This is a genomic window from Halobacillus sp. A5, from assembly GCF_024189315.1.
Classification (GTDB): Bacteria; Bacillota; Bacilli; order Bacillales; family Halobacillaceae; genus Halobacillus_A.
Genome location: NZ_JAIZEO010000002.1, coordinates 269,827 through 296,187, shown reverse-complemented (window position 1 = coordinate 296,187; position 26,361 = coordinate 269,827). Strand labels below are relative to the sequence as shown.

31 protein-coding genes are annotated in these 26,361 nt (G+C 45.2%); 10 read left to right on the top strand and 21 right to left on the bottom strand.

The window, feature by feature from the left end:
* The first annotated feature begins 298 nt into the window (after positions 1-298).
* Complete coding sequence (locus tag LF822_RS09670) at positions 299-1,858, top strand: tetratricopeptide repeat protein (protein WP_253923826.1); 1,560 nt, start codon at positions 299-301, stop codon at positions 1,856-1,858.
* A 10-nt stretch (positions 1,859-1,868) separates the two neighbouring features.
* Positions 1,869-2,675: a hypothetical protein gene (locus LF822_RS09665; RefSeq protein WP_253923825.1), complete on the top strand. Its 807-nt coding sequence runs from the start codon at positions 1,869-1,871 to the stop codon at positions 2,673-2,675.
* Positions 2,676-2,686: 11 nt separating this feature from the next.
* Here the strand turns inward: LF822_RS09665 and LF822_RS09660 are convergent, their stop codons facing one another.
* Complete coding sequence (locus LF822_RS09660) at positions 2,687-3,181, bottom strand: cupin domain-containing protein (protein WP_253923824.1); 495 nt, start codon at positions 3,179-3,181, stop codon at positions 2,687-2,689.
* 221 nt (positions 3,182-3,402) lie between these two features.
* Here LF822_RS09660 and LF822_RS09655 point away from each other — a divergent pair, with 221 nt between their 5' ends.
* On the top strand, positions 3,403-3,714 hold the full coding sequence (locus tag LF822_RS09655) for a hypothetical protein (RefSeq protein ID WP_253923823.1): 312 nt from the start codon (positions 3,403-3,405) through the stop codon (positions 3,712-3,714).
* A 46-nt stretch (positions 3,715-3,760) separates the two neighbouring features.
* On the opposite strand, the gene LF822_RS09650 is transcribed toward LF822_RS09655, so the two are convergent.
* The 3 genes from LF822_RS09650 to LF822_RS09640 all read right to left on the bottom strand — a co-directional run bounded on the left by LF822_RS09650 (position 3,761) and on the right by LF822_RS09640 (position 5,515).
* Positions 3,761-4,177: a VOC family protein gene (locus LF822_RS09650; RefSeq protein ID WP_253923822.1), complete on the bottom strand. Its 417-nt coding sequence runs from the start codon at positions 4,175-4,177 to the stop codon at positions 3,761-3,763.
* A gap of 51 nt (positions 4,178-4,228) precedes the next feature.
* Entirely contained in the window at positions 4,229-4,852 is a 624-nt protein-coding gene (locus LF822_RS09645; RefSeq protein ID WP_253923821.1) for a class I SAM-dependent methyltransferase, read from the bottom strand.
* Positions 4,853-5,386: 534 nt separating this feature from the next.
* Positions 5,387-5,515, bottom strand: a complete 129-nt coding sequence (locus LF822_RS09640; protein WP_371925871.1) for a Spo0E family sporulation regulatory protein-aspartic acid phosphatase — start codon at positions 5,513-5,515, stop codon at positions 5,387-5,389.
* Positions 5,516-6,063: 548 nt separating this feature from the next.
* Between LF822_RS09640 and LF822_RS09635 the strand changes: the two genes are divergently transcribed.
* Positions 6,064-6,342 (top strand): methyl-accepting chemotaxis protein, encoded by a 279-nt coding sequence (locus LF822_RS09635; protein WP_305881979.1) that lies wholly within the window; start codon positions 6,064-6,066, stop codon positions 6,340-6,342.
* A 29-nt stretch (positions 6,343-6,371) separates the two neighbouring features.
* On the opposite strand, the gene crcB is transcribed toward LF822_RS09635, so the two are convergent.
* The 4 genes from crcB to LF822_RS09615 are packed head-to-tail and all read right to left on the bottom strand — an operon-like array spanning position 6,372 to position 8,186.
* Positions 6,372-6,737, bottom strand: coding sequence for a fluoride efflux transporter CrcB (gene crcB, locus LF822_RS09630; RefSeq protein ID WP_253923820.1), 366 nt, complete (start codon positions 6,735-6,737; stop codon positions 6,372-6,374).
* Entirely contained in the window at positions 6,734-7,111 is a 378-nt protein-coding gene (locus LF822_RS09625; RefSeq protein ID WP_253923819.1) for a fluoride efflux transporter FluC, read from the bottom strand. Before LF822_RS09625 ends, crcB begins: the two co-directional genes overlap by 4 nt.
* A gap of 27 nt (positions 7,112-7,138) precedes the next feature.
* Positions 7,139-7,819 carry an LrgB family protein gene (locus LF822_RS09620; RefSeq protein WP_253923818.1) on the bottom strand — a complete coding sequence of 227 codons (681 nt, stop codon included), beginning with the start codon at positions 7,817-7,819 and terminating at the stop codon, positions 7,139-7,141.
* 1 nt (position 7,820) lies between these two features.
* Positions 7,821-8,186 (bottom strand): CidA/LrgA family protein, encoded by a 366-nt coding sequence (locus LF822_RS09615; protein WP_253923817.1) that lies wholly within the window; start codon positions 8,184-8,186, stop codon positions 7,821-7,823.
* A 345-nt stretch (positions 8,187-8,531) separates the two neighbouring features.
* Between LF822_RS09615 and LF822_RS09610 the strand changes: the two genes are divergently transcribed.
* The 4 genes from LF822_RS09610 to LF822_RS09595 all read left to right on the top strand — a co-directional run bounded on the left by LF822_RS09610 (position 8,532) and on the right by LF822_RS09595 (position 11,106).
* Positions 8,532-8,723 (top strand): hypothetical protein, encoded by a 192-nt coding sequence (locus tag LF822_RS09610; RefSeq protein WP_253923816.1) that lies wholly within the window; start codon positions 8,532-8,534, stop codon positions 8,721-8,723.
* A 69-nt stretch (positions 8,724-8,792) separates the two neighbouring features.
* Positions 8,793-9,545: a DUF4397 domain-containing protein gene (locus LF822_RS09605; RefSeq protein WP_253923815.1), complete on the top strand. Its 753-nt coding sequence runs from the start codon at positions 8,793-8,795 to the stop codon at positions 9,543-9,545.
* Between the two features lie 117 nt (positions 9,546-9,662).
* Positions 9,663-10,463 carry a LysM peptidoglycan-binding domain-containing protein gene (locus LF822_RS09600; protein WP_253923814.1) on the top strand — a complete coding sequence of 267 codons (801 nt, stop codon included), beginning with the start codon at positions 9,663-9,665 and terminating at the stop codon, positions 10,461-10,463.
* A 40-nt stretch (positions 10,464-10,503) separates the two neighbouring features.
* Positions 10,504-11,106, top strand: a complete 603-nt coding sequence (locus tag LF822_RS09595) for a cupin domain-containing protein (protein ID WP_253923813.1) — start codon at positions 10,504-10,506, stop codon at positions 11,104-11,106.
* A gap of 45 nt (positions 11,107-11,151) precedes the next feature.
* Here the strand turns inward: LF822_RS09595 and LF822_RS09590 are convergent, their stop codons facing one another.
* Both LF822_RS09590 and LF822_RS09585 read right to left on the bottom strand, forming a co-directional pair.
* On the bottom strand, positions 11,152-11,994 hold the full coding sequence (locus tag LF822_RS09590) for an aldo/keto reductase (protein ID WP_253923812.1): 843 nt from the start codon (positions 11,992-11,994) through the stop codon (positions 11,152-11,154).
* 19 nt (positions 11,995-12,013) lie between these two features.
* The gene (locus tag LF822_RS09585; protein ID WP_253923811.1) at positions 12,014-13,228 is read right to left on the bottom strand and encodes an MFS transporter; all 1,215 of its coding nucleotides are present in this window, start codon (positions 13,226-13,228) and stop codon (positions 12,014-12,016) included.
* A 154-nt stretch (positions 13,229-13,382) separates the two neighbouring features.
* Between LF822_RS09585 and LF822_RS09580 the strand changes: the two genes are divergently transcribed.
* A complete protein-coding gene (locus LF822_RS09580; protein ID WP_253923810.1) occupies positions 13,383-13,745 on the top strand; it encodes a winged helix-turn-helix transcriptional regulator in 363 nt (120 codons plus the stop codon).
* A 122-nt stretch (positions 13,746-13,867) separates the two neighbouring features.
* On the opposite strand, the gene LF822_RS09575 is transcribed toward LF822_RS09580, so the two are convergent.
* The 6 genes from LF822_RS09575 to thrS all read right to left on the bottom strand — a co-directional run bounded on the left by LF822_RS09575 (position 13,868) and on the right by thrS (position 21,310).
* Positions 13,868-14,575: a LutC/YkgG family protein gene (locus tag LF822_RS09575; RefSeq protein ID WP_253923809.1), complete on the bottom strand. Its 708-nt coding sequence runs from the start codon at positions 14,573-14,575 to the stop codon at positions 13,868-13,870.
* On the bottom strand, positions 14,572-15,999 hold the full coding sequence (locus LF822_RS09570; RefSeq protein WP_253923808.1) for a LutB/LldF family L-lactate oxidation iron-sulfur protein: 1,428 nt from the start codon (positions 15,997-15,999) through the stop codon (positions 14,572-14,574). The genes LF822_RS09575 and LF822_RS09570 overlap by 4 nt, the downstream gene beginning before the upstream one ends.
* A gap of 15 nt (positions 16,000-16,014) precedes the next feature.
* Positions 16,015-16,731 (bottom strand): (Fe-S)-binding protein, encoded by a 717-nt coding sequence (locus tag LF822_RS09565; protein WP_253923807.1) that lies wholly within the window; start codon positions 16,729-16,731, stop codon positions 16,015-16,017.
* Between the two features lie 24 nt (positions 16,732-16,755).
* Positions 16,756-17,463 (bottom strand): FadR/GntR family transcriptional regulator, encoded by a 708-nt coding sequence (locus LF822_RS09560; RefSeq protein WP_371925870.1) that lies wholly within the window; start codon positions 17,461-17,463, stop codon positions 16,756-16,758.
* A 103-nt stretch (positions 17,464-17,566) separates the two neighbouring features.
* Entirely contained in the window at positions 17,567-19,153 is a 1,587-nt protein-coding gene (locus tag LF822_RS09555) for an L-lactate permease (RefSeq protein ID WP_253923806.1), read from the bottom strand.
* Positions 19,154-19,387: 234 nt separating this feature from the next.
* Complete coding sequence (gene thrS, locus LF822_RS09550; protein WP_253923805.1) at positions 19,388-21,310, bottom strand: threonine--tRNA ligase; 1,923 nt, start codon at positions 21,308-21,310, stop codon at positions 19,388-19,390.
* A gap of 673 nt (positions 21,311-21,983) precedes the next feature.
* Between thrS and LF822_RS09545 the strand changes: the two genes are divergently transcribed.
* A complete protein-coding gene (locus LF822_RS09545; RefSeq protein ID WP_253923804.1) occupies positions 21,984-22,175 on the top strand; it encodes a hypothetical protein in 192 nt (63 codons plus the stop codon).
* On the opposite strand, the gene LF822_RS09540 is transcribed toward LF822_RS09545, so the two are convergent.
* The 5 genes from LF822_RS09540 to LF822_RS09520 form a co-directional block, all read right to left on the bottom strand.
* Positions 22,165-24,090: an endonuclease MutS2 gene (locus LF822_RS09540; protein ID WP_253923803.1), complete on the bottom strand. Its 1,926-nt coding sequence runs from the start codon at positions 24,088-24,090 to the stop codon at positions 22,165-22,167. The genes LF822_RS09545 and LF822_RS09540 overlap by 11 nt on opposite strands.
* Before the next feature lie 362 nt (positions 24,091-24,452).
* A complete protein-coding gene (locus LF822_RS09535; protein WP_253923802.1) occupies positions 24,453-24,665 on the bottom strand; it encodes a hypothetical protein in 213 nt (70 codons plus the stop codon).
* Positions 24,662-25,357: an LPXTG cell wall anchor domain-containing protein gene (locus LF822_RS09530; protein WP_253923801.1), complete on the bottom strand. Its 696-nt coding sequence runs from the start codon at positions 25,355-25,357 to the stop codon at positions 24,662-24,664. Before LF822_RS09530 ends, LF822_RS09535 begins: the two co-directional genes overlap by 4 nt.
* Before the next feature lie 21 nt (positions 25,358-25,378).
* A complete protein-coding gene (locus tag LF822_RS09525) occupies positions 25,379-25,801 on the bottom strand; it encodes a hypothetical protein (RefSeq protein ID WP_253923800.1) in 423 nt (140 codons plus the stop codon).
* Positions 25,802-25,871: 70 nt separating this feature from the next.
* Positions 25,872-26,090, bottom strand: coding sequence for a hypothetical protein (locus LF822_RS09520; RefSeq protein ID WP_253923799.1), 219 nt, complete (start codon positions 26,088-26,090; stop codon positions 25,872-25,874).
* Between the last annotated feature and the right edge of the window lie 271 nt (positions 26,091-26,361).

The following is a 26,361-nucleotide window of genomic DNA, read 5'->3' as shown; positions in this document are numbered from 1 at the left end:
TTAAAGAAAGGTTTCTGCTTTTGGAATCCCAATATGTTCCTGGTGAGGATGCAACATTTGTTTCATGTACACTACTATATTCACCTCATGGTCAAGGCATTACTTGAGCGGAGGTTTTTTTACATAACTGTAAACCACCGACTATTTTAAACCCGGGTATCTTTAAAAATCAAGACCCAATCCTTCACATTTTTAGAAATAATCATAGAAGATTATATTAAATTCTTGCAACAAAATTATGACATGCAATAATAGGAAAAGAATCAATAAATTAGAAGAGTTAAATAGGAGAATGAGAATGGCAGAGCAACTTTTAAAAGACATTAATAAACATCAAAAAGACCGGAACTGGCATAAGGCTGTTCAACTCTATCACCAGTACTTCAGTAAGAACGACAATATTGAAGCCGCTGTTTATGCAGATTATGCGAGGAGCTTACGAATCAATAGTGAGACGGACAAGGCTGAACAGATCCTGAACCAGGGGTCAAGCCGCTATCCCAATCATGAACGATTGTTATCAGAATTTCATAACCTTTATGATTATTTAGGAGATTGGGAAGCTGCAGAGAAGACAGCTCAATGGTTAATAAAAATAAAACCTCAAACCGCCAGCTATCATTTTCGTCTTGGGCGCTCCTATGCCTTCCTAAAGAAATACGATAAGGCTAAGATTTCTTATCAGAAAGCCCTGTCTCTTAAACATGGCATGACTTTTGATGAACTCATGAAAAGAATTCAAGAAGGCTTCGTAAAGGAGGGGGACGAGGTCAGAACGGAATACATTTTTATCAATGGAAAAAATAATTTCGGGGCTTTTCTTCATGAAGCCGGTGAGCGAAGGTTCTTTACTAAGGTTTCGAATTACACGAACCAAATGACCGGAGCCGGACGCGAAGAGAATTTCTATAGGACCGTACGAAAGGATTGCTCCCAGCTGCAGGACATCTCTCCAGCTTACATAGATTCCTTCGTGATGGATAAAGTCTCATACATAACGATTGAACAAGTGAAGGCAGCACCTGCTGCGTTAGCTCATTCTGTAGTCATCGAAGCTGCTAAAAAAGTGGCCTCTATCCCCTACAGTGAAGCAGTCAGCCGTTATCCGATCCCAAACTATGTCTTTCAATTTAAAAAGGGACGCGCCATCTCTGTTGTTCACTATTTCACTCAAATCCATAAAAAAGAGTTCAACGAGAAGCTTTTTAAATCAATTAACCTTATTACAAAGCAGCACCGTTATCCGAAATCAATCCGCTTCTTAATGGACAGACTTCAGTCAGCCATTATGGACAACGAATGTTATCAATGGATGATTCCAAAACAGCATTATTCTCTGCTTCACGGGGACTTTGCTTATCAGAACCTGATGTTTGATGAACAGAAAGATTCCGTTCAAGTGATCGATTGGTCCTCTTATACCGCAGGACCCCACTTTATTGATACAGCCAGATATTTTACCAGCTTACTGACTCCTTATACGGAAGTGAAAGCCTCCTATTTATTAAAAGAGAAGCTTTCTCCCGTTGAGCACATTTTCTTTTTGTATGCCCTGATTGTCTTTTATTTTCAAAAGCTCGGCCCAAAGGGGATGGCTTCCCGGCTGTCCGAATTCATCCTGCCGGCGTTGGAAGAATTAGAACAGCTTGTCCTTCAGTTAAAACTAAATGCAGAAGGTGATGAAATGAAAAAAGATTCAGCAAAGATAGAACTGCAGCTTGAACAGCTTGAACAAAAAAATTCGGTCCTTACGGAAGAAAAGGAATTCCTGCGCAAGGAATTAAAAAATCTTAAGAGCAGTAAATCCTGGAAAATTACCCGCCCTTTACGATTGTTCACAGAAAGACGAACTAAATAGGAGTGAGTCGATGATTGCTGAACTATACAAGCGACGGATGAAAGGTTCACTCGTTCTATCGATTATCATCGGCGTCACCGCCATAGCTGTCGGCATACTTGCTCCTCCATTATCGGGAGAAGACTGGTTCAGTCTCTCCTCTATTTCCGCCCTATCTTTATTCATGCTTGGAGCTTCAGCCGCCAGCCGGAGAAAATATCATCAACTCCTGAAGCTGGACATACCAGAATCCGAAGAATCACTTATTCATCTTGATCATCTGGTTATTAAACAAGACTCCGGGCTGCTGCCTAAGCTGATGCTTTTTCTAAAATCAGGCGCCTCCGTTGGTTATGTGAAGGCAGTATCCGTCCCCTTCTGGGCTTATCCGCTTTCTATTTTCATTCGGAATGGGGTTACTTTCCTGCCGCTGACCTTCGCCATGTACTCAAGCCGCGGAGAACAAAAGTTTCGTTTAAAACGAAAAGGAATCCGCCAGTCTATAGTTACTGTCGAAGATCACAATGGAGAAGTTCTCGGCACTTATGTACAGAATGATTTCAAAAGCTTGATGACGATGAAAGGGAAGATTTATGACCGGGACAATAAGCTGCTTTTACCCGTTCTCATCAAGGGGGCTTCCGGAGATTTCACCCTTCGTGATGAAGAAGGCCGGCAGTGGGCGCATTTTTACAACGGGTATTTTCCACATGAGTACACAAAGATCTTTAGTGATATTGATAATGATATCGTGGATATAAACAACCAGCTCGAGAATGAAGAAAAGCATTTACTTATAGCAGTAATCTGCTTTCTGTTTCTTCAAAGAAGAAAATAAAGTCAGTCTTCTTACTGCCCTTTATTTTCATAGGCAAGCTTAAGGATAATGTCCTCATGCTCAGGATAACCTTCCAGCAGTTCTTCCTGTGAAAACAATTCAAAATCAGCAAAGTCAAACCCAGGGGACACCATGCAGCCTGCAAGCGCGAAGGTGTTCTCTTGTTTTACAGATGATCCAAAAATCGTGTTCTTCGGGACAACGAACTGAGGCACTTCTCCACGATCCACCCTCAAGCCTAATGTCACCTCCTCGTAATCACCACACGCAGTAATCATATGAATGGTCAGCGGACTCCCCGCATGAAAATACCATAGTTCATCCGATTGCAGCCGGTGAAGATGGGATACATCTGCAGATCGTAAAAGAAAATAAATACTCGTGTACAATGGCCGGCTCCCCTGCTGAAAGGATTCGCTGATTTCTGATCTATAAGAAGGTCTATAAAACCCTCCCTCTGGATGCGGTTCAAGCTCCAGCTTTTTAATATAATCCTCTGCCTTCATTTATTCTCCTCGCTTCCTAACTGTGTTATTAAATTGGAGCAAGCTACATTACAAAAAACCTAACTTTTTAGTCATGATTACTCTGAAATCAGAATATTATTTGTATATTGAGATCACTCAATGAAAGGAGGTCATTCCTTGAACCAGCTGCTGCTCTCCATTTTGAGTTCTGTCAGCTGAATTACAAAGAACACTTATCTTTCATCTTAAGGAGGAACTAAATGTCGGCATCCAGAATCCTAAGGTGGGTCACCGGCGGGCTTGAAGCCATACTGGGCATCCCGATTATCGGAGGCACTATTATCATTTCATTATTATGGATCCCTCTAGCCGTTATGCTCGCCTTACACATCGTAACGTTAATTTTAACTAAACAGGATAACGGTCGTACTAGAGGCAGTATACTTGGAATCATCGCTTCCTCTATTGGATGGATTCCGGGGGTTGGCATGGTCATGCATATTCTAGCCGCTGTTTTCCTCATGATTGATGCGGCACAGCCTGACCCTGAACCTGAAACTGAAACAGTATAAAAGAAAAAAAGATTAATTCCAGGAGGAGTTAATCTTTTTTTCTTACTTACAGAATGCGTTCACCTTGTTTGTATTTATTAATATCAATACAAAATACAACACGCCAGCCTTCAGGATCTTCAAAGGTATAAGCTTTATCCTTCCAGTACGGATTAACAGGCTCAACAGGCTCCACTCCATGACCTTTAAGCTTTGTACGTACGGCTTCTACCTGTTCTATTGTATGTAAATAGAACACGAGTAAATGATCGTCGTTCGGGGCCACCGTATTAAAATCGTGGTCGCTTTGAAGCAGTTCTAAGTGAACCTTCTGGTCAGGAAGGCCAATCAATAAACCATGGTAACCGTTATGATTGAATTCCCCAATTTTTTCTAGACCAAGTACTTTTTCGTAAAAGGTACGCATTTCCTCGAGTTTATTAGTGGGACGTGCCAATCGCATGTAATTCCAGGATTCCAACATTGTTCACTCCTCGTTAAAAGTACTCCTGCCGTTAAACAGAGGCACGCCTTCTCACTTTAACTCAATAACCCCGCCACAGTGGGAGATGGGGGTGAATTCACAGGAACAGTGTTCTGCTAAAGAAGCCGCCAGCTCTTCATAAACAAAATAGTACTCATTCTCATCCCACACCTCAATATAATTCCGCCTGCATTGGTCAAGCTCTTGATGCGTCTGAAAAGCAACGTCTCCAATTAGAATTTGACCCCCAGGCTTTACCAAAGGAAGCAGTTGTTTAATCAGGCTTACTTTGCCGGCATCCGTTAGATGATGTAAGGCGTACGTACTGATGATCGTATCAAACGATTGGTTCATAACGGCCGGCGGAAGACCGTTTGTAATATCCCACTCGTACAGTTGAGCTTTCGGCATTTTGGATTTGGCAATCGAGATCATCTCATTTGAGAAATCGACCCCGGTCAAATCGTGACCCTCCTCATAAAGCCTGCCTGCTAACAAGCCGGTGCCGAAGCCGATGTCTAATATACGAGACTGTGGTGGATGTACGGCTCTCTTATAAATGGCAGTCACTATCTTTTGGTAGCCTGCAAAAGGGTATTGGTTCTTTTTATCAATTTCCCGGACGGTTTTATCGTACTCGCCCGCCCATGAATCAAATCCTTGTTGATTTAACATGAATGCTCCTCCAATGATTCGGCTGAAACCGGGCATTCATTAATACTCCGCTCCTCAGCCGTTGATTCCTTTATTTGTATTAGTCGTTTCTTTAGTTAGATTGCGCATATAATCTACCACCTTTTTCTTATTTGTTTAAATTTTAACACAATTTTATGAACGGCCGGGTTTCTGTACACCCCCTTTTGGAAATCGGTCGTTATATAAAAGTCTGCAACGCTAACTACGTACCTGATCAGATAAAAGCAGATGTCACCCCAAACAGAGCTGCCACAGCTCTAATAAAGAGGAAAGCTGGAATGTTTCACGTGAAACATTCCATATATTGTTTGTCACACCCCTTTTAAATCTTTTATAATTTAAGGACACTGACCGATCAGTCAGAATATTGAACAAGGGGACAGTTATTATGGAGAGCAGCGAAACTATCAATTATATGTACATACGAAAAGCTAGAGCCTATGCTCCAGCTTTTCGTTTTTTTCTATCAGCTCTGTTTCCCCTAATCCCTCAAGACACTATAAACTAATGTGCTCATCCTGTTTTCCTTTGACGGTCTAATTCATTTAATAGTTCATCTAAAGATTGAGAGATTTTTACTAACCGGGGGTCTTGAGGATTGTCTAAATAAAGCTCCTGCATTGCTTTTCTCAGAAGCTCCACTTGTTCTTCTAAATCATAAATATTTATACTAACACCCCCGTTTTTTGTATTTACCCGATATGACGATAATATAACTTCCGAAATCCTAATGTTATGTTGTCTACATTTTTGTAAAAAATTGTATCCAAATTATTATATTAGATACATGAAATGTTTCAAACTCGTAGTGATAACCGCTAATGATCAGAATAAATAATTGGAGTGAAGTCGGGGCTAAAAATTAACACTAGACAACCTCTGGCAGAATGCGATCAGAATAACTGATCCTCACCTAAGTAGATCCGGAGTTTTTTGGACTTCCTTTCACCGGGCTGGCTAACCTGATTTGTGCAGCAGGTCGAGTGGCAGGAACCTTTGCGATTCAGCTGGAGGAACAAAAAGAATGAGAATTAATGCGGATTTCAGACCAAATTGTGAGCTCACTCACAACAGGCTGGGGGTAGTGCTGAAGGATGATCTGAGGCAAGGTGACAATTTGCACCCGTAATCAAAGGAAGCGGATGAAGTATTAATTGGAGACCAGACCAATTTATCAGGCTTAAACCCAGCTGATTGAAGCAGCACGTGACGGAGATACAGGAAGAGGCTTTGAAGCAGCAGCTGACGAAATTAGGAAGCTTTCTAACGAGACGGCGGCTTCTACTGAAAAGATCAGTACCACCCTCACGAACATTCAAATCTCAATGGACGAGACTTCAGCTTCTATTGAAGAAGTTGCCGCTGTGGGGAAGCAGCAAGCTGAATCAACAGAAGGAACATCCGATTTAATTGATAACACTGAGAAGAAAAGAAAGGAATTAAATAAGGACGCAGCTAGTTACTTTTAGGAGTTTTTTGTAAAACCTAACAGCACTTTTTACAGCAACCGTCCAAGTATGATTCCTATAAACGCAAGAAATATACCACCGCCATAGCTTATCACATTATAAAGAAGGAACTGCTTCCTCTCCTTATCTACCCGAAGCTGAATACCCTCTAATTTAAAGGTGGAAAACGTAGTAAATGCCCCGAGCATTCCGACTCCGAAAAGAAGACTTATCGGTTCAGCTGTCTCCAGAGCAGTAAGTAAACCTAACAGGAAGGACCCTGATAGATTCACAAATAATGTGGCGGCAGGAAGCTTAAAGGAGTAGTTTTGTTTGACGTGTTCGCTGACTGCAAACCTAAGGACAGCCCCTATGAACCCTCCTACACCTACTAACACGATCGATATCAGACTCATCCTGCCCGCCTCCTTGCTCCTAAAGAATAACCCAGGTGGGATAAAATGAGCCCCCCTATAATACTGACCAGTACATAAACAGAAGCAAGAAGCACACTTCCCTGGTTCATTAAGGTGACTGTCTCCACACTCAAAGTGGAAAATGTGGTGAACGATCCAATGAACCCTGTGCCAATAGCGGATTTGGTTGCTTTGGAAAGGGAAAATCGATGAATCAATTCAAAAGTAAACCATGCCAGCAGGAAGCTTCCTGTTAAATTAGCCGTCAAAGTAGAAAAAGGAAAAAAGGCATCTGCATCATAGAACAGAACACCTAGTGCATATCTCAGTACAGCTCCCATGAAGCCTGCAGCTCCTACCCAAATATAAATCATGCAGCAGCCCTCCACCTTTCCAACATTCTATATATGAAACAGCCATACAAATAATGGACCGATCACAGAACCAAACACCGCGCTTAAGCTCATCGCCACCGAGCTCATCGAAGCTGATTCCTCTCCATATTCAAAAGCCTTAGATGTGCCCAGCGCATGGGAAGCACTCCCAAAGGCCATTCCTCTGCCGAGCGGCTGATCGACTTTTATTAATCTCAACAGCAGAGGACCTAGAACGATTCCTGTAAAGCCCGCTATCATTGTAAAAACAATCGTCATTGAAGGAATACCTCCTATTTGATCAGAGACAGGGATCGCTACCGGGGTCGTTAATGATTTAGGCACCATGGTTAAACTAACCGTGCGGTCGATTCCGAATAGTTTAGCAAACCAAACCCCTGTCAGCAGTGCCGTACATAAGCCGGCCAGCACCCCCAGTAAAATGGGCACCATATGAGCCTTAATGACGTCCTTCTGGCGGAAAATCGGATAGGCAAGCGCTACGACCGCAGGTCCCAGCATGGAATCAATCCACCCGCCTCCAGTCATGTACGTCTCATAAGGAATTTGAAACAGGATAAGAACCGAAGAAATGACGACGGTTGACGTAAGTACAGGAACAAATAATGGATGGTATAACCGTGCATAAAGGCGGGTCATCAGCAGGAACACACCAATGGTTAATAGAAACATAGTAATGGCCAGCATGCTAATGAACTTCCTTTCTTTTATTTTGAAAATATTGACTAACCATACCTGCAGCCGTCATCGTTGCAAGCGTGCTTAAGCTGACAATACCGGCAAGTAAGACCCCCGTCCAGGATAGAAAATCCGGATAGTTAATAACGCCCACTGTGGCTGGTATAAAGAACAAAGGCAGATATACGAGAATAAACCGGGCGCCATTTTCAATCCATTCCACCGGAATTATTCGGAGCGACAAAGCGGTAAACAACAGAAGGAGTCCGATAATACTTCCCGGGATTGGTATATTCAGTAATGACCTTATTCCTTCTCCTAAAAAATAAATGCCGTACAGCACGGCAATCTGAATAATGATCTTTAGTAATTTCATTCTAGTAAACCTTTCTTTCCTAGAGACCCGTACTCTCTTTATTAACAGATGAAAAATGTTTCACGTGAAACACTAGTTAAAAATACCATTTATTTAAATCAAGTCAATGAGAAAATATATAACCTTTTCAAACGATCTTATTAAATAGTAACACAAAAGGACTTCACCGGACCTGTGTGTCTATTGGGCACATTGGTTGAAGGGGGTGTGAATAAGAGGAGGCCGGGGGACCCGCTCCAGTTTAAAAAAACGATCAGTTCCTCAATTATGAGAGTGGTCAAGCATGTATGTTCACCTTTCATCATGGCAAAGCTTGTACAAACAAGATGAGAAGGAGCTTTGACTATGAAGGAAAAGAAGATTCAAAAAATGTTGGTCGGCTTTATAATGGGGGTCATGATCGCTGTTGGTTATCAAGTGGGAATGGCGTTTACGGAGAACCTCATGCTCAGCGTCATTGTTGCCCTCTGCTTCGGTATCATCACCCGCTCCATTGGGCAGATGTTCACTCTCCCTTCTTCACGCAGCAGTGAATAATCAACAGTTCTACTTTTTCTCAACATCGAATAGGCTATTGATGGTACTTCGATGGAGAGGAGAAAAAGGATGAATGAGCGAAACACGAACCAATTAGCTCAACAAGCGGCCCAGTATGATTTATTGGCTGATTACTACAAGTATATCGATCCAAATAGACATATCTATTATTATCAAAAACATTTAGAGACCATGCAACAGCTTATCAATGACAGTCAGCGGCATAACATGATGGGGATGAACGATAACGCAATGGTGCGGGTGCTGCACGCTTCCCCTGATGCCCCGTCTGTGGATGCATACGTTAACGGTCAAAAGGTGTTAGAAGGGTTTTCTTATGAAGAGCAAAGCGATTATTTAAGTGTTCCAGGCGGGCAATATCAAATTGATATTTTCCCTGAAGGAGAGTCTAATAGACCAGTCCTGTCCCAGATGATAGAGATCGATCCTGGCAGAATGTATACTGTGGCGGCCGCGGGAAGACTTGATGAACTGGAGCTTATAGCAGCGATCGACAGTGAAGGAGTTTCACCCGGACGGGCTAAAGTAAGGTTCTGGCACTTATCCCCTGATGCTCCTGAGGTGGACGTTGCTGTAAAAGGTGGAGATGTCCTCTTCCGCAACGTTCCTTTTGGTAAATCTACACGCTATGTGGCTCTTCCACCAACAACAGCTGATTTGGAAGTACGTGCGGCCGGAACGAATAACGTCGTTCTTCACCTTCTGAATATCTCACTTAATCCAAATCAGGTCTACACCTTCGCGGCCGTCGGGTTTGCTGAAGATGATCCTGCACTGGAGGCCTTGATTTTAAAACCGTAAACAGCCGATTCTAACCAGAGCGGCTGTTTTTTTATGGAATTAGACTCCTTACTCACCCTCCACGGCAACTCGAATACGATGAAGCATAGGCTCTGTAATTTGTGAGGAGTGAAGCATATGAGCGTTGTTGATCGTTCTTTTATCCTTTATCCAGTTCAGGCTAGAGATACGCTATATTCCATTGCCACAGGACTTGGAAGTCAGATCCCTCTGATTGAGAGGGCCAATGCGCTCTATCCGCCTTTTACTGAACCCGACCTCATTTATCCTGGCCAGATGCTTGTCGTTCCCGTTTTTCATGATAATCAAGTAAACCAAATCATCAGCCGGGGAGACACCCTTTATCAAATCGCCCGCGATTACTACACGAACATAGATATACTCCAGGGGTTGAACCCTGAGATTCAGCATCCGAATTTCATTTACATCGGTCAGGTTCTCCGTGTCCCCGGTTTTATATATGAAGTGGAGCAGGGCGATACGTTAAACTCCATCTCGCAGCAGTTCGGATACACATTGACCACTCTTCTGCAAGCAAACCGCCGCAGACCGGGTCTTTCCGCTGATGTGATTGTTCCCGGCTATCAGCTTGTTATTCCGTATCCCTCCTCCACCAACATCCTGGTAATGAGGCCATTTCCAGGAGCAAAAGTGCGCAGCGGCCAGACGTTAAGCGGTTATGCGCGTGCTTTTGAGGGCAGTATTCTCTATCAGGTGCTGGACAGCAGCGGGCGCACGATCATCCCTGAAACGGCGGTTCAGACTTCAGCCGGGGGTCCTTCTTACGGTACTTTCTCTGTTGCGATGAGCTTTGAACAAGAACCCCCGGCTTCTTCAGGAGAGATTTGGGTGTATACAAGAAGCGCGAAGGATGGAAGCGTGCAGGATCTAGTAAAAATACAAGTAAGGTTTCACTAAAGCAGCTTTTTAAAAATTTTTGTAAGGCGAGGAAACGAATATGAGCTCTTCCGTTGATTACACATCTCCTTCGGCCCAGTTTACGTTTGATGTAAATCAAAGTCCGCTTTTTATAAAGGATAAGCAGAACTACATTAACATTCTCGGTATTCAGCAGTTGAACACCCTGCAAAACTCATCCCTGCTGGATATTTTCATGAGTCCCGGCAATGTCGTTGAGCCACACTATCATCAGAATGCCGCTGAATTGGTTTATTGTATTTCCGGAGCTGCCGTAGTTTCGATATTAAATCCATTTACGAAGGAGATACTTAATTTCTCAATTACGCCCGGGCAGGTAGCGAACGTGCCACAAGGCTGGTGGCATTACGAGACAGCGACTAAGGAAAACACCCACTTACTGGCTATATTCGATGCAGATACACCTGAAGTGATTCTCGGTTCAGATATATTAAAATTTACGCCGGCGAACGTAATGGCACATACGTATTGTATGGACGAAAAGCAGTGGAAGGAAACGACCAGCCCTGTGAAACCGAGCACTTACATCGGTCCTTATGCTGATTGTGACAGGCCGCAGATGATGCCTTATCAGCAGCAGGTGCACTATCAGCCGTATCGTCCCTATCCTTATTTTTACTAACAAAAAGCGATCGACGCTGATGAAGCCGTCGATCGCTTTTTTCAATTAGAAGTCAAAGTTATCCGGGTCTGGGCCGACGCGATGGTTCTGGTTCAGCTCATCGATTCTTCTCATATCAGCATCCGAAAGAGTGAAATCATACACGTCAGCATTCGAAATGATCCGGTGTTCTTTGGTGGATTTAGGAATGACCACCACCTCATTCTGCAGGTTCCAGCGTACAATGATTTGTGCAGCTGTTTTATCATATTTAACAGCCAGCTCTAGCAGCGTTTCATTTTGTAAAATTTCTCCCTGCATGAGCGGTGACCAGGCTTCAAGCTGAATATTATGAGACTGACAGTAGGCTTGAAGCTCTTTTTGAGTCAGCCTTGGATGCAGCTCGACTTGATTTACCATAGGTTTAATTTCAGCGTTCTTCAACAGCTCCTCTAAATGAGAATTGTGAAAATTACTCACGCCGATGGCTTTGACTTTACCCTGCTTGTATAAGGTCTCAAGCGCCCGCCACGCATCTTTATACTTCCCTTCGACCGGCCAGTGGATTAAATAAAGATCTAAATACTCAAGACCAAGCTTCTCAAGACTCGTTTCTAAGGCCCGGATGGTGGAATCATAGCCCAGATCATCATTCCACACCTTCGAAGTAACGAAAAGATCGCTGCGGTCGATGCCTGTTTCATCAAGCCCTTCGGCAATGCCCTTGCCGACTCCAGCTTCATTGTCATAAATAGCAGCAGTATCGATGCTGCGGTAACCATGGCGCAGTGCAGATTTCACCGCTTCTACAAGCACCGGACCTTCCTCTACCTTAAATACTCCGAGACCAAGCCCCGGCATCTTTACTCCATTTGATAACGTCGTTGTATCCTGTAAATGTTTGTTCATTTCATTTCCTCCTTCAAAATTAGCAAGCTTTTTCTTCTATAAAAGGCTTTTGAGCCCGATCAATGTTCTCCATTCGTAAGCTCCACCCTGTGAGAATGACGGCAAATGTAACCATAACTCCGCCGATCCAGCCGGTGTGAATCAGTCCAATTGAATCCGTAATGGTTCCACCTACGTAAGAGCCAATGGCAATCCCTGCGTTAAAGGCAGCGATATTAATGGCTGACGCTACATCGACGGCACTCGGAACAAACCGCTCCGCCAGGGTGACAACATATACTTGCAGCCCGGGCACGTTCATAAATGCAAATAATCCCATGAGTACGATGGTTAGTAAACCCGCCACTTTAAATGGCGCTGTCAGCGAAACCGTAAACAGAACAACCGCCTGAATGATAAACATGAAAAACAAGGCGCGAACCGGATGATGATCCGCTAACCGCCCACCTGTCATGTTACCGATCGCAATAGCAATTCCATAGACGAGCAGGATCACTGTGACTGTGTTGGCCGTAAAGCCTGTGACCTCCTGCAATAATGGCGATAAATACGTAAATGCTACAAAAGTTCCTCCGTAGCCTAAGGCTGTAATTGTGAAAACGAGCAGCAATCTTCCATTCGTAATCAGCTTCACCTGATCACGCAAATGAGTGCGTGCTCCTTTTTTCAATCCGGATGGAATAAGCATACTGTTGGCAGCCAACGAAATAATTCCTATTCCAACAATGGTTAAGAAAGCCATTCTCCACCCGAATTGCTGGCCGAGAAAGGTGCCAAACGGAACTCCTGTAACTGTCGCTACTGTGAGTCCTGTAAACATAATTGAAATGGCGCTCGCCCGTTTATTTTCCGGCACTAAGCCTGCCGCAATCGTTGACCCTATCGACATAAACACCCCGTGGGAAAACGCTGAAATCACACGTGCAATCAGCAGCACCTCTACACTTGCAGCACTGGCCGCCAAACTATTTCCGATTATAAAAACAACCATAATCCATAATAATAAAGACTTTCTCGACATCGTTGAGGCAAGTGAAGTCAGAATCGGCGCACCGAAGGTAACTCCAAGCGCATAGAGTGATACCGTCAGTCCTGCTGTTTTTACTGATATATTCAAATCCTCCGAAATGAGAGGCAGGAGGCCGACACTGATAAATTCTGTCGTACCGATCGCAAACGCACTAACCGCTAACGCGAGAAGCCCTAAGAGACTTCGTTTCTTCTCCATCAACATCACCCTTCTTTCTTTAAAAAATATATATTTTCAAGCCGGCAAATGTTATTATGATCTATAGTTGAAATAAAAGGAAGTACGCACTTTAAAGTTCTATAGACACCTTAATGTATTATAGATACTTTTAAGTGCCTATAGTGTAGGAGGAAAAATAATGGATAAGAAGAAATACAATATCGGCGTGGAGGCGACGCTTGAAGTGATCGGCGGGAAGTGGAAGTGTGTTATTCTCTGCCACCTCACTTATGGAAAGAAACGCACGAGTGAGCTTAAACGTCTGATGCCGAACATTACCCAGAAAATGCTTACCCAGCAGCTGCGGGAGCTCGAGGAAGACGGCGTCATCCATCGAATCATTTATAATCAGGTGCCGCCGAAAGTAGAATATGAGCTGAGCGAGTATGGGTGGAGTCTGCAAAGTATTCTCGACTCTCTCTGTGCGTGGGGGGAAGGTCATATCGTGAAAGTTTACGGAGACAAGTCGGAAGTGTTAGAAGATAGTATTTTGAACGATTAAAAAGATCAGCCTTCGCGGAAGCAGCGGCGGCTGATCTTTTTTATGGGCGTTTATTTGGATTTGTGAGCGAATATCTTAGCTTATGGGCGATTATCCCTGTTTTATGGGCGAACACACACCATTTACATATCTTCGACGACGATATACGTCGCTTTGACCGGGCCGTGAACGCCGACAATCAAGTTCATTTCAATATCAGCACTGTTGCTCGGACCCGTGACGAAGCTGACGCAGGAAGAGACCGGGTTTCCCTTACTTTCCTCCGCGTGAATCAGCCGCCCTGCCTGTGTCATCCGCGGTACAATCGTTCTTTTCGGTACGATGGCGATGAACGTTTCCGGCAGCAGGCTGATCGACCGGCCGTTGAAGCGGTCGTTAAATAACGTCACGGTGCCTGATTCGGCGAGTGTTAAATCGCTGAAGACGATGCCGGCGCCGGCACGTTCGGCAAATTCCACATTATGGCGGCCTTCATGCTCATCCCATACGTGAACTTCATACCCTTCACCGGTTAAGCGATTGTAAAATTCGTCAAGACCGCTCACTTCATTACGCGGACCTGCGGCGGCAGCAATCGAACGAACATCATATCCTTCAAGTACGGTACGCAGCACTTCCGGCAGAGTTTCTACTGTCGCTTTTTCCAGATTCGTATGAATGACTTCGCACTGTTTATCCAGCACATCGACCAGTTCATCAGCGGTGGCTCCGGCAAGCACGCGGTCCTGAGGCTGAACTGAATATTCCGGAGGTTCAACCTCTGTACGGCGAGGTCGACCGAGCTGGTCAGCGATATTATTTAAAAAGCTTTCGCGATGATGAATGGTCATCCGTCATTCCTCCTCTTCTCCCGTTGTTTGTACCAGCTGCGGAAGCTCTGACGGGCAGGAGCAGGAAAGTCCCGCGAGTCTGTCCATCCTTTGAGCGGTCCCGGCCCGTTTGAGATGTAGTCATCCTCTGTCCATGGCTTTAAGGCAGTATGCGCCATTTTGGTACTCAGCTTGTAGGCCGCCGAAGTGGAGGCCCATTTGGCATACCCCTTCATCATGACGCCTTCTGCTTTTGACCCCATATTCTCGCGTTCCACAATGATTTCCCGGTGGCGGATCAAATGCTCGTGGAGCGGGATTTTTACTGGACAGGCTTCGGTGCAGGCGGCACACAGCGTTGAGGCGTAAGGCAGATCTTTATGATCCTCATAGCCGTCGAGCAATGGAGTAAGCACCGCTCCGATCGGCCCCGGGTAAATGGAGCCGTACGAGTGACCGCCGACGTGGCGGTAAACCGGACAGGCATTAATACAGGCCGCACAGCGAATACAGTGCAGTGCTGACTGAAACTCCGTGCCGAGAATTTTCGAACGTCCATTATCCACGATGACGAGGTGGAAATCTTCAGGTCCATCTACTTCGCTTTCCAGCCTTGTGCCTGTCAGCGCCGTAATATAGCTGGTCAATTTCTGGCCGACAGCCGCCCGGGTCAGCAGACTCACCACGACTTCAAGTTCTTCCCACGTCGGGACAATCCGCTCCATCCCCATGACGGAAATGTGCGTATCGGGAAGTGATGTAACCATACGGGCATTGCCTTCATTCGTGACGAGCGTGACAGCTCCAGATTCAGCCACGGCAAAATTACAGCCCGTAACACCAATATCAGCCGACAGAAAATCCTGACGCAGTTGTTCGCGCGCAAACGCGGCGAGCGCCTCGGGCTGATCCGACCCTGTATAGCCTTTCTTCTCCGCAAACGTTTCGCGGATTTGCTCTTTGTTTTTGTGCAGGGCGGGAGTGACAATATGAGAAGGCGGATCTTCATCCAGCTGAAGGATCCATTCTCCTAAATCAGATTCAACCACCTCACACCCGCTTTCTTCCAACGCTTCATTCAGTCCGATTTCTTCCGTCACCATTGATTTCGATTTAACGACTTTCTTTGCTTCTTTTTCCCGGGCAATTTTCTGAACGTATTGATTCGCTTCCTCGGCCGTTTTCGCAAAGTATACCGTGCCGCCGCGCTTTTCTACCTGTTCACTCAGCTGGTGCAAATAGTAATCCAGATTTTCCATCGTGTGACTTCGGATTTCTTCTCCACGTGTACGCCATTCCTCCCAGTCGCCAAGATCTTCTGCTGCTTTAAGACGTCCCGATCGGAACCGTCCCTGGGCTGAAGAAACAGCCTGTCGCATAAATGCATTGTCAATACCGGCTTGAATCCGTTCTGCATACGTCTTCTTTCCAATTTTTATGCTCATCTTTCCGCCCCTTTCTTATTGACTGTTCAGCACCTGTGCAATGTGCAGCACTTTAACATCTTCATCGTTCCGCCTTAAACGTCCGCCCATATTCATAAGACAGCCCATATCTCCGCCAATTAAGTATTCAGCTTTCGTTTCACTGATGTGTTCAGCTTTTTCATGGACCATCTGTTCAGAAACGGCTGCATTTTTTACGGCAAACGTTCCGCCAAACCCGCAGCAGTCTTCTTTTAAAGGAAGGTCGATGATTTCAAGTCCTTTGACATTCTCCAGTAAAATTCGCGGAGCATCTTTGACCCCGAGCAGGCGGGTCATATGACAGGAAGGGTGATACGTTGCTTTTCCTTGAAAAGTCGAGCCGACGTCTTTAACGTCAAGCACATCGACGAGAAACTGTGACAGCTCATATGTTTTATGAACGAGAGCTTCCGCGCGTTCCTTCCATTCAGGCTCATCGTGCAGTACCTTCGGATATTCCTTCAGCATGTGTACACACGATCCCGATGGGCCCACGACATACTCGCTATCTTCAAAAGCTCTAATCATCTGCTTCATCGCCTGCTTTGATTCCTTAACGTAACCGCTGTTATAAGCCGGCTGACCGCAGCACGTCTGCCCCTGCGGAAAATCAACTTCACAGCCAAACCGTTCCAGCAGCTGCACAGTATCCTTCCCGACATCCGGTGTCAGTGTGTCACACAAACAAGTTATGAACAAAGATACTCTCATCCCCGTCCCTCTCCCATTCTTAAGTTAGATTTTTAAATACTGTTTTAAGGATGCTTCGACATGGCTTAAGTGCTTATACATCGCGTCTTTCGCCTCCTGCTCATTACGCCCGGCTACCGCAGTGAAAATCTGTCGGTGCTCTTCTAACAGCCGTTCCGTCCCCTCTTTCGTATGAAGCAGCTTTCGCGTTTCCCGCATCGCCTGAACCATAATATCGGCCACACTTTTCATCAGGTGGATAAACATTTGATTATGCGTTCCCTGAACAAGTGCGACATGAAATTCAAGATCAGCCTCATCCCCGAGCTCGCCGTTTCCTTTCGCTTCTTCCATCGCAAGAAGGGCGTCCTCCATCGGCTGCAAGTCTTCGTCTGTGCAGTGAAGCGCAGCCAGACCTGCTGCCCCAACTTCAAGGACGTGACGTACTTCAAGCAAATCTTTCACATCCTCACGTCTCATCAAAAATGCCACCGAAACAGGAAGAGAAAACCTGGACGCATCAAACGCTTTGACGTAGGTTCCTTCCCCCTGGCGCATTTCGAGAATGCCCATCGCCCGTAAAGCACTCAACGCTTCCCGAATGGCCGAACGCCCGACGTTGAAGCTTTTCGCTAAATGTTCTACACTGTCGAGCTTGTCTCCTGACCTTAAGTCCCCCTGTTTTAATGATTCAAGCAGGGCATCAGCAACTTGCTCATAAATCTTTTTCGAACGAACGGGTTTGTATTCCACAGCTATGACCTCTCTTACACTTTAGTTAGGTCATCAGATGACCTGTTTTACTATATTGTAGGCTCTTAGACTGGAAAAAACAAGGAACGGCAGTATAGAAAAATTACATGAACAAGCTTATCACCCAGGCTGCGATTCCGGCTGCCGCTCCATAGAGAAGAGCCGGCCCCAGTGTCTTTCGAATAATATCACCTTCTTTTCCAGAAAGTCCGACCACTGCTCCTGCAGCTACTACGTTATGCACACAGATCATATTCCCCGCTGAAGCGCCGATCACCTGAAGAGAAAGAACCGTATTGGTGTCAAGACTTGTCGCTTGGGCGATATTATATTGGATCGGAGAAAACGTCAGCTGGGAAACCGTCGCACTTCCTGTAATGAAAGCCCCCAGCTCCCCGAGGAATGGGGCGACAAAAATCCACATCGGTCCAAAGCTTCCCGCCAGAGTCTGCGCGATATACTCTGGCATGCTCGCTAGATCCTGAGCATTGATGCCAGAATTTGTGAATACTTGAACAAGTGCAAGCGTGGCTACAAGCGCAAGTGCTGCATCTTTCATCGATTGAACAGACTCTTTTGAAGCTTTTACAAAATGCTGGAAGGAGGCCCGCTGAATAACAACCGCTAGAATTGCAGCCGCAACAAGTACTGTCCCCGGAGAATAAAGGACTTGCCACTCCGAAGTAATGTCTTCTACACCAAGGATATTCGTCCATGTTAGATCAACCCACGACATCGCTGCATCTTTAACTACTGGAATTATGCGTGTGACCAGCAGCAAGACGACAATAATTAAATAAGGTGACCACGCTGTTACTAATGACATGGAAGACGTCTCGCTCACTTCTTCCGCGTCCTCTGCAAGGGCGTCCTGCCAATTGCTTTTCGGCAGCAGGAACCCCTTGCTTGCTGTCACAGTTGAGACAACAAGAGCAGTCAATGAAGCTAAAATCGCTACAAATTCGTGTCCGAACAACGTCGCATACAGCCACGCGGAAGAAGTATATGAAATACCGACCAAAAAAGCCCAAGGAAACAATTCGAATGAATCTTTCCACCCTTTCCCTTTGCCAAAAAACAGTGTTAGAACAACGACTAATACAAATGGAACGAACGAACCAATGAATAAATCAAGAAACGCTACTTGAGCACCAATCTCTTTATAGAATGCAGTCCCGGCGTCAGGTAGATTGCTTAATCCCACTTGAATCGGTGTCCCTACCGCTCCATAAGATACCGCTGAACTATCCGCGATTAAAGCAAGAGCCGCAGCTGCCATCGGAGTAAAGCCAAGAGCCACCATTAACGGACCCGTAACCGCAGCAGGCGTGCCAAATCCTGATGCTCCTTCAATTAACGAACCGAACAAAAAGGCAACAATAATGACTTGAACACGCATGTCCGTAGAGATGCTGCGGAAACCCTGATTAATTCGGTCAACAGCACCTGTCCGCCGCAGCGTATTTAATAGAACAATCGCACCGAATAATATAAGCAGAATCGTCATCGTTTTGTGAGCGCCTTCAAGAACAGAAGCAGCAATCACACGCGCATCCACTCCCCATACGGTAAACGCTAAGGCAAGCACAATGAGCGCACTGAAGAACATTCCCTTCTTAGCCGACATTCGTAAAAGAACAAGAAAAATAAAAGGTGTAATAATTGCACTAAACGCTACCAGCAACAGCATACAGTACCCCTCCAGCACTTAATCTTCTTTTAGAAGTAAGGTCATCAGATGACCTGATATTATGTTTTTATTGTAAGCCTTTTCTCATGAAAAAGCAATCTAATTTTTCCCATAAAAAAGCGTGAGTGTCTGGGCGCTGGAGCTGGATATCGCTCTATAAAAATATCCACAGTTTGGAATTCTATAAGGACAATAAAAAACGGTCAGCTCCTAATGGAACTAACCGCGGGATGCTTAGAGTTTTAGACTTCTAGCAGTGATTTTCTGATCAGCTGCGTGTATGAATTCATCTAACCTGAGAGTCTCAGATTCTTTCTGACCGTATTTCCTTACATTCACTGTCTGCGAATCCATCTCTTGATCGCCAACTACAAGCACATAAGGAACTTTATTCATTTGGGCCTCCCGTATTTTATAGCCGAGCTTCTCTTCTCTAACATCGGCTTCTGCGCGGATCCCTTCCCTCTTCAGCTGATCTTTTACTTTTTCGACGTATCCAGAATGAGCTTCGTTTGATACACCGATCACCTTCACTTGAACAGGAGCGAGCCAGACGGGAAAAGCTCCGCCGAAATGCTCGATCAAAATACCGAGAAACCGGTCGATCGACCCAAATACTGCACGGTGAATAATGACAGGACGCACTTTTTCATTACGCTCGTTTACATAAGAAAGGTCAAATTTCTCCGGCATTTGAAAGTCCAGTTGAACTGTCGCACACTGGTGGCTTCGATTGAGGGCATCTTTTATATGAATATCAATTTTAGGACCATAAAAAGCACCGTCTCCTTCATTTATGCTATAGCTGTAATTCAAATTGCGAAGCACGTTTTTCAGTGACTGTTCAGCCTGATCCCAAAGTACGCTATCTCCCATATAATCTTCCGGACGAGTGGAAAGCTCAAAGCTGTATTGAAAACCGAACGTGCTGTAGACTTCATCAATCAATTGCAGAGCCGCCTTAACCTCCTGCTCCACCTGGGCTTCTGCCGCAAAAATATGAGCATCATCCTGACAGAATGTACGAACCCTGAGGAGTCCATTTAACGCACCGCTGAACTCGTGACGGTGCACCTGACCGAATTCTGCCATCCTGATCGGCAGGTCACGATAAGAATGAAGCTGATCTTTAAAGATCATCATGTGGCCCGGGCAGTTCATCGGTTTCAGCGCAAAGCTCTGATCGTCCACCTTTGAAAAATACATGTTCTCCTTATAATGATCCCAGTGACCCGACTGCTCCCACAGCCGCTGATTCATCATAATGGGAGTACGCACCTCCTGATAATCATACAGGTGCTGGACTTTTCTTAAATAGGCTTCGAGCTCATTGCGAAGCACCTGCCCGTTCGGCAAATAAAAGGGCATCCCCGGAGCTTCTTCAGAAAACATAAACAGATCAAGCTGACGGCCCAGCTTCCTATGATCTCTTTGCTTCGCTTCCTCGAGAAAATGAAAATACTCCTCCAATTCAGAGACCGAGCCAAACGCGGCACCATAAATGCGCTGCAGCATTTGATTATCACTGTTCCCTCTCCAGTAAGCACCGGACACGTGCGTTAATCGGAATGCTTTAATATACTTAGTCGACGGTACGTGAGGTCCCCGGCACAAGTCTACGAATTCCCCCTGTCGGTAAACCGATACCGCTTCATCCACGGGAATGCTCTCCAGCAGCTCAAGCTTCAACGGATCATCAGCAAAAAGAATTTCCGCTTCCCTGCGTGAAAGTTGCTCCCTGCGAATTTCAAGATTTTCCGCAATAATTTTTTTCATCACTTTTTCGATTCGGGGCAGCTCATCCACTGGCAGAGATTGTACGAAATCGATATCATAGTAAAATCCATTGTCCACCACCGGCCCGACACCTAAATGAACGTCGCCATATAAACGTCTGACAGCCTGAGCCAGTAAGTGCGCGGCTGAGTGCCTCATAACTTCCACACCTTCAGCCGAATCGAGGTCAAACAATTCGATCTCTGCGTCGTGGCTGATGCCGCGCTTCAAATCATACAGTTCCCCGTTCACTTTGCCGACCACGGATTTCTTTTTCAAACTCGAACTAATCGAGCCGGCGATTTCCTCAAGACTCACCCCCATCGGATAACCTTTTTGGCTTCCATCAGGGAACTTAACAAGCACTTTCTCTTCGTTCATGTGGAACACTCCTTTTGAAATCGGCTTAACTAAGCCTCAAAATAAAAAACACACACTATCCCTAAACAGGGACGAGTGTGTGTCCTACCCGTGGTTCCACCCAGATTCCCGCTCGCCCATACTTGAGACGAAGCGGCTTCGTTACTAACGATATCGTCGTTAAGACGGCACTGAATACTATTCCTTCACCAGTGCAGCTCCAAGGCGGTAAGCGATTCTCCTGCGTCAGGGTGATCTCAGCCCCCACCCCTCTCTGTTAACCGGTCAGAATCACTATTGTCCTTATCATAGCTATGTATTTTTTCATTAAAAAACGCACCCATCCCTTATAAAAAGGGACGAGTGCGTTGGTAACATAACCCGTGGTTCCACCCAAATGATACCGATCAACCGGTACCGCTTCATTGGCGCAATAACGCTGCGATGACGATGCTGGTTACTCACGATTCCCCAGCACAGCTCCGAGGTGGTAAGCTATCTACGGCTGGTTAGGGAGCTCTCACCTTATCTCCCCTCTCTTTTAACCGCTGCACATAACCCATGTCCTCTTCTTGGCTTTTCTATAATTGTAAATAATATACACAAGGTACGGGATAAAGTCAATAGGCATTTTCAGAATATTATGTTTTACTTTCCATTCATTTGTCTATTTATTAACAAAGGAAGTGAACATATGGAAATTCTCATTGCGTTCTTAATGATGATCGGCACTCTCTCCCTCTGGGGGATCGGGCTCATTTATCCAGACCTTAAGCGTTGGAAAGGGGAACACGTCTCCGAATGGAAAGGGTATGGCTACAGTCTGCTTGGCGTCGGAATCTTTCTGCTTATTTTCATCGCATGCTGGTTTTTAATTAAAGCTTAGGATCCTCTTCTTCAATCGTCAGTCCATCAACATGCCGGCGATCCAGCTGCTTCGTCACTTTACGGTATTCCTTGGATTTAAAAATAATATCAAAATCATAATCCGCCGGGTACAGTTCTTCCGCCGCAATATACAGCTCCAGCCGCTTATGATTGATCTTCAGCTTTTCTCCTTTCTGCTGTACGATATAGTCACCATTCTCATCCGGCCCTTTATAAACGATCGCTGTTTCTCCTGTCGATTTCACCTTCACGTTGTCGCCCATGTTAAAAAGGGTGGCAGAGGTCTGCTTAGGAGCGGCGTGTTTCTTTTTTACATAACGGTTCACGATGATTTGCTGTTTCATTTCATTGCTCTTCAAAAGGGACTCCTCTACTGAATAGCTTTCTTTTTCCTGATAGGTGACTTCATGTGCCCGCTCAATGATCGTAGGATGCAGCCCGAGCTTCAATGCGATTTGAAAAGCCTGGCTCTCTCCTGCTTCACCGATCACGAGGCGATACGTCGGCTGCAGCGTCTCTAAATCAAACGACATCGAGCCATTGATAAAATCATCACGTTTGTTCGCAAGCTCTTTCATTTCGGTAAAATGCGTCGTCACCATCAGCTTCGCTTTTTTCTCAACAAGCTGCTCTAAAATCGCCTGCGCCAGACCCATGCCTTCATTCGGCTCCGTTCCTGATCCGATCTCATCAATTAAAGCCAGTGTGTTCGGGCCCGCCTTCCGGAGAATGTCAATAATGTTGACAAGTCTTGAGCTGAATGTACTTAAGTTGGCTTCGATGCTCTGCCCGTCGCCAATATCGCAAAAGATGTCGTCATAAATCATTACGCTCGACTCCGCGCTTGCCGGAATCCACAATCCGGCCTGGGCCATCATCGTCAGCAGGCCGGTCGTTTTCAGTGTGACGGTTTTTCCTCCGGTATTCGGCCCTGTAATCATTAATGCCTGGTCCTCTTCCTGCATGGTAATCGTTAAAGGCACCGCTTCGTGACCGAGCTGCGGGTGACGGGCATCGACGAGCGATATGACGTTCTCTTCATTTAACTGAGGGGGATGAGCGCCGATCTCCCGGGCGTATTTCGCTTTAGCAAAAATCACATCGTACTGGTGCATAACGTCAATCGCGATTTGGATCGCCGGCTTATGCTCAAGGACAAGGCCGGTTAAATAGTACATAACCTGCTCGACTTCGTGCTGCTCGGACAGCTTCAGCTGCTCGATGGCCGCCTGTCGATCCGCAAGCTCCGCGGGCTCGACAAACAGCGTGGCCCCTGAAGACGACTGATCCATCACGGCCCCCTTCACCTTTTGGCGGTGCTCTCTTTTGACCGGAAGGGTGAGCCTTCCGTTTTTCTCAACAATCATCTGCTCCTGCAGGACGGAAGAACGTTTTTTCAAAAGCTCCTGCGCCCGGTTTCTCAGCTTTGTCTGCTCCTGCTGCAGATCTCTGCGAAGCTTCAGCAGCGCTTTTGAAGCATAGTCATCAACCTGACCATTTTTAATGCAGCGCCGCAGCTCTTCTTCAAGCTCTGTGAGGTCCGCCATGGAATCGACGTAAACGGAAATCGTCGGAGCCGCATATCCTTTATCATCCATAAACCTTTTCAGCTTACGGCAGTGATCGAGAAATTCGATCATCCGGCTCAGGGCCTCCACGCGGATGTACCTCCCTTTCTCTCCTTCCTCTAAAGACCGAGTGACGGAATCAAGCGAGTAAATCGGTACGCTTGAATTAATGGTAAGAATTGCAGCCGCTTCTTTAATCTCCTGAAACGACCGCTCGATCCGCCTTCGCTCCGTCATTGGTTCCAATTCTTGAATCGTTTGTTTCCCTATATTCGTTAACGCATAAGAGCTGATCTCTTTCACGATTTGATCAAACCCTAATTTGTGAATTGCTTGTTTATTCAATGGAAAATCTCCTTCATTTATGAATTTTTACATACAAAAAACCACAGCAGGCGGATACACTCCTCCCTGCTGTGGCTCATCAACCAACCATTCTGCAGTGTAAAGATACAAAAAAAGAACTACGACAGGCGCGTCACAGTTCTCCCTTTGATCTCCGGGTATGCCTGTTCTTAACTACCCCTGCTTTCGTTCAACACAAAGAGCACCCGGCAATCAGGTGTTTTTGGAACGAGCAAGGATTATACGATTACGTATTAGTTAAGAACATACACACTCATAAAACAATCTCCTTTTAGATACCATAACTGCAGAATGGTATGTCTTATTTATACGCCAGGGCAGCTTCTTTTGTCAATATTTTCTTATCTTTTACATTCAAACGAATAGTCATTAGTGAAATTATTATGGATTTCAAGAAGGACCTGTCCTCCATGGTCATAGCACTGCGAAGTAAATGAATTGATCTCCTTCGTGTTAAAATAATAGTTCGTCAACAATATAAAGCTGCCCGCAAGCAGCAAAGCTGTGATTACAATAGAAGCACTGATAAAGTATTTATTCGTTAATAAAGTCATCCTAACCCTCTTTTCTTCCGTTTCCTTCTATATAGAAAAATCCCCGCACCAATGAGCACGAGCACGGCGGCGCCAGTGATGATGATATTCCTCACGTTCGGCGCATCGGCTTCAACCATAATGTCATTACTGCCTGTCGGGTTAATCTCCCACGTCAGCTCGTTTCCATCTGCCTCATCAGCGTTGTGCTCCTTCGCCGCAATCGGCAGAGCAAGGGTAAATGTCAGATCCATCTGATTGGCGACCATCTGCTCAACCCCGCCCAGGTCAAATGAACCGCCAAGGTCGAATGACCCTTCAAAACGATACGTGTTCGTAAAGAAACCCTCTTCAACATTGAAATCTATGTCCTCCTCGGTGGAGGAAGCATCCATTTCTTCTTCAATATTTTCAGTATCCGGTATAAAATCCATTTCCTCAGCATCTTCGAATTCTTTCGTTGCTCGGAGTCCTATGTAGCCTTCTTCATCAAGCTCCTCTATTGTATAGCCTTGCGTTTCTAAATCCGCAGTTGTGTCATCCAGCATACCTTCATCTCCGCCAAACTGCGTGAACGTTTCTTCCTCCACCCCTAGAGTGATCGTATTGACACCGCTGCCGTCCTTATTAATTTTTACAGCGAAGTCACCCTTCACGCAGCCTGCGAGCAGCAGGGTGAGAGCTGTTAAGACGAGTATTATTCTTTTGTTCATCTATCCATCTCCTTTATTTAACTATGAAACTACATGCCTTCGTTCGTATTGAATAAGACCCGTCACCGCCAGTAACGCGAAGAACACAGGAATAAAGTAATATATAAGAACTTTCATCAGGTAAGGTAACCCCCTTTCACCTGTATCAAAAAAGAGCACCAGCCCTCCTGCGGTAATGAAGAAGACGAGTACCAACAGAAATAAAGATCCCCCCTTTCTTAAAAACAGAATGGAAGCCCCGGTTACTGTCATAGCCATTCCCGCAGCTAACACTGTGATCAGCGCTATGTTCCCCGCACTTCCACTTATCCAGCCTGTCATTAAACTTACCCACAAAGCAAAAGCCGTACCTGTTAAACCAAAATGAATCCACGCCAGCGTTTTCTGTTTCAACATAACGTAGATGAGCGGACTTAAGAGAAATACAAGGATGAGGATCTCCATCAGCTTCCTCCTTTTCTTGATTAAATGCCATACTATCATAATTTTTTCCAGTAGAGAAGATATGTAGTATTTAAAGGATAGGAAGGAAGAAGGCTAAAATAGTTAGAAAACTAATGACGGGTATGAGGACCTTCAGTATATCCAGCTTCTTTTCCAATTTTGCCAGCGTCGTTTCTGGCAACCGCCGCCCTTCTTCCATCTGCTTTTTTAGTATTTTTTTAAATTGATAAGCTTGCCCAATAATAATCAACAGCAATACAGCACTACTGACAAATAAGATCTGACTCATAAATCCATATTCATTTCCTTTCGGTTTCGTAAACTGCTTCGAGATTAATGGAGGAAAAATAATTAAGTTACATCCATATGTAACATATGATTTAAAAAATGTAACCTTATGCCCTTATCAAAAGGTATTTTATGGTAAAATCCGAAGTAAGAAAAAGTTAAGGGAGGATTTGCTAATGGGTTTCTGGGCTTCAATTATTGTAGGGGTTTTATCTATTATGGGATGGATAAGTATTTCGTATTTTCAATCTAAAGCTGAAGAATATGATCAG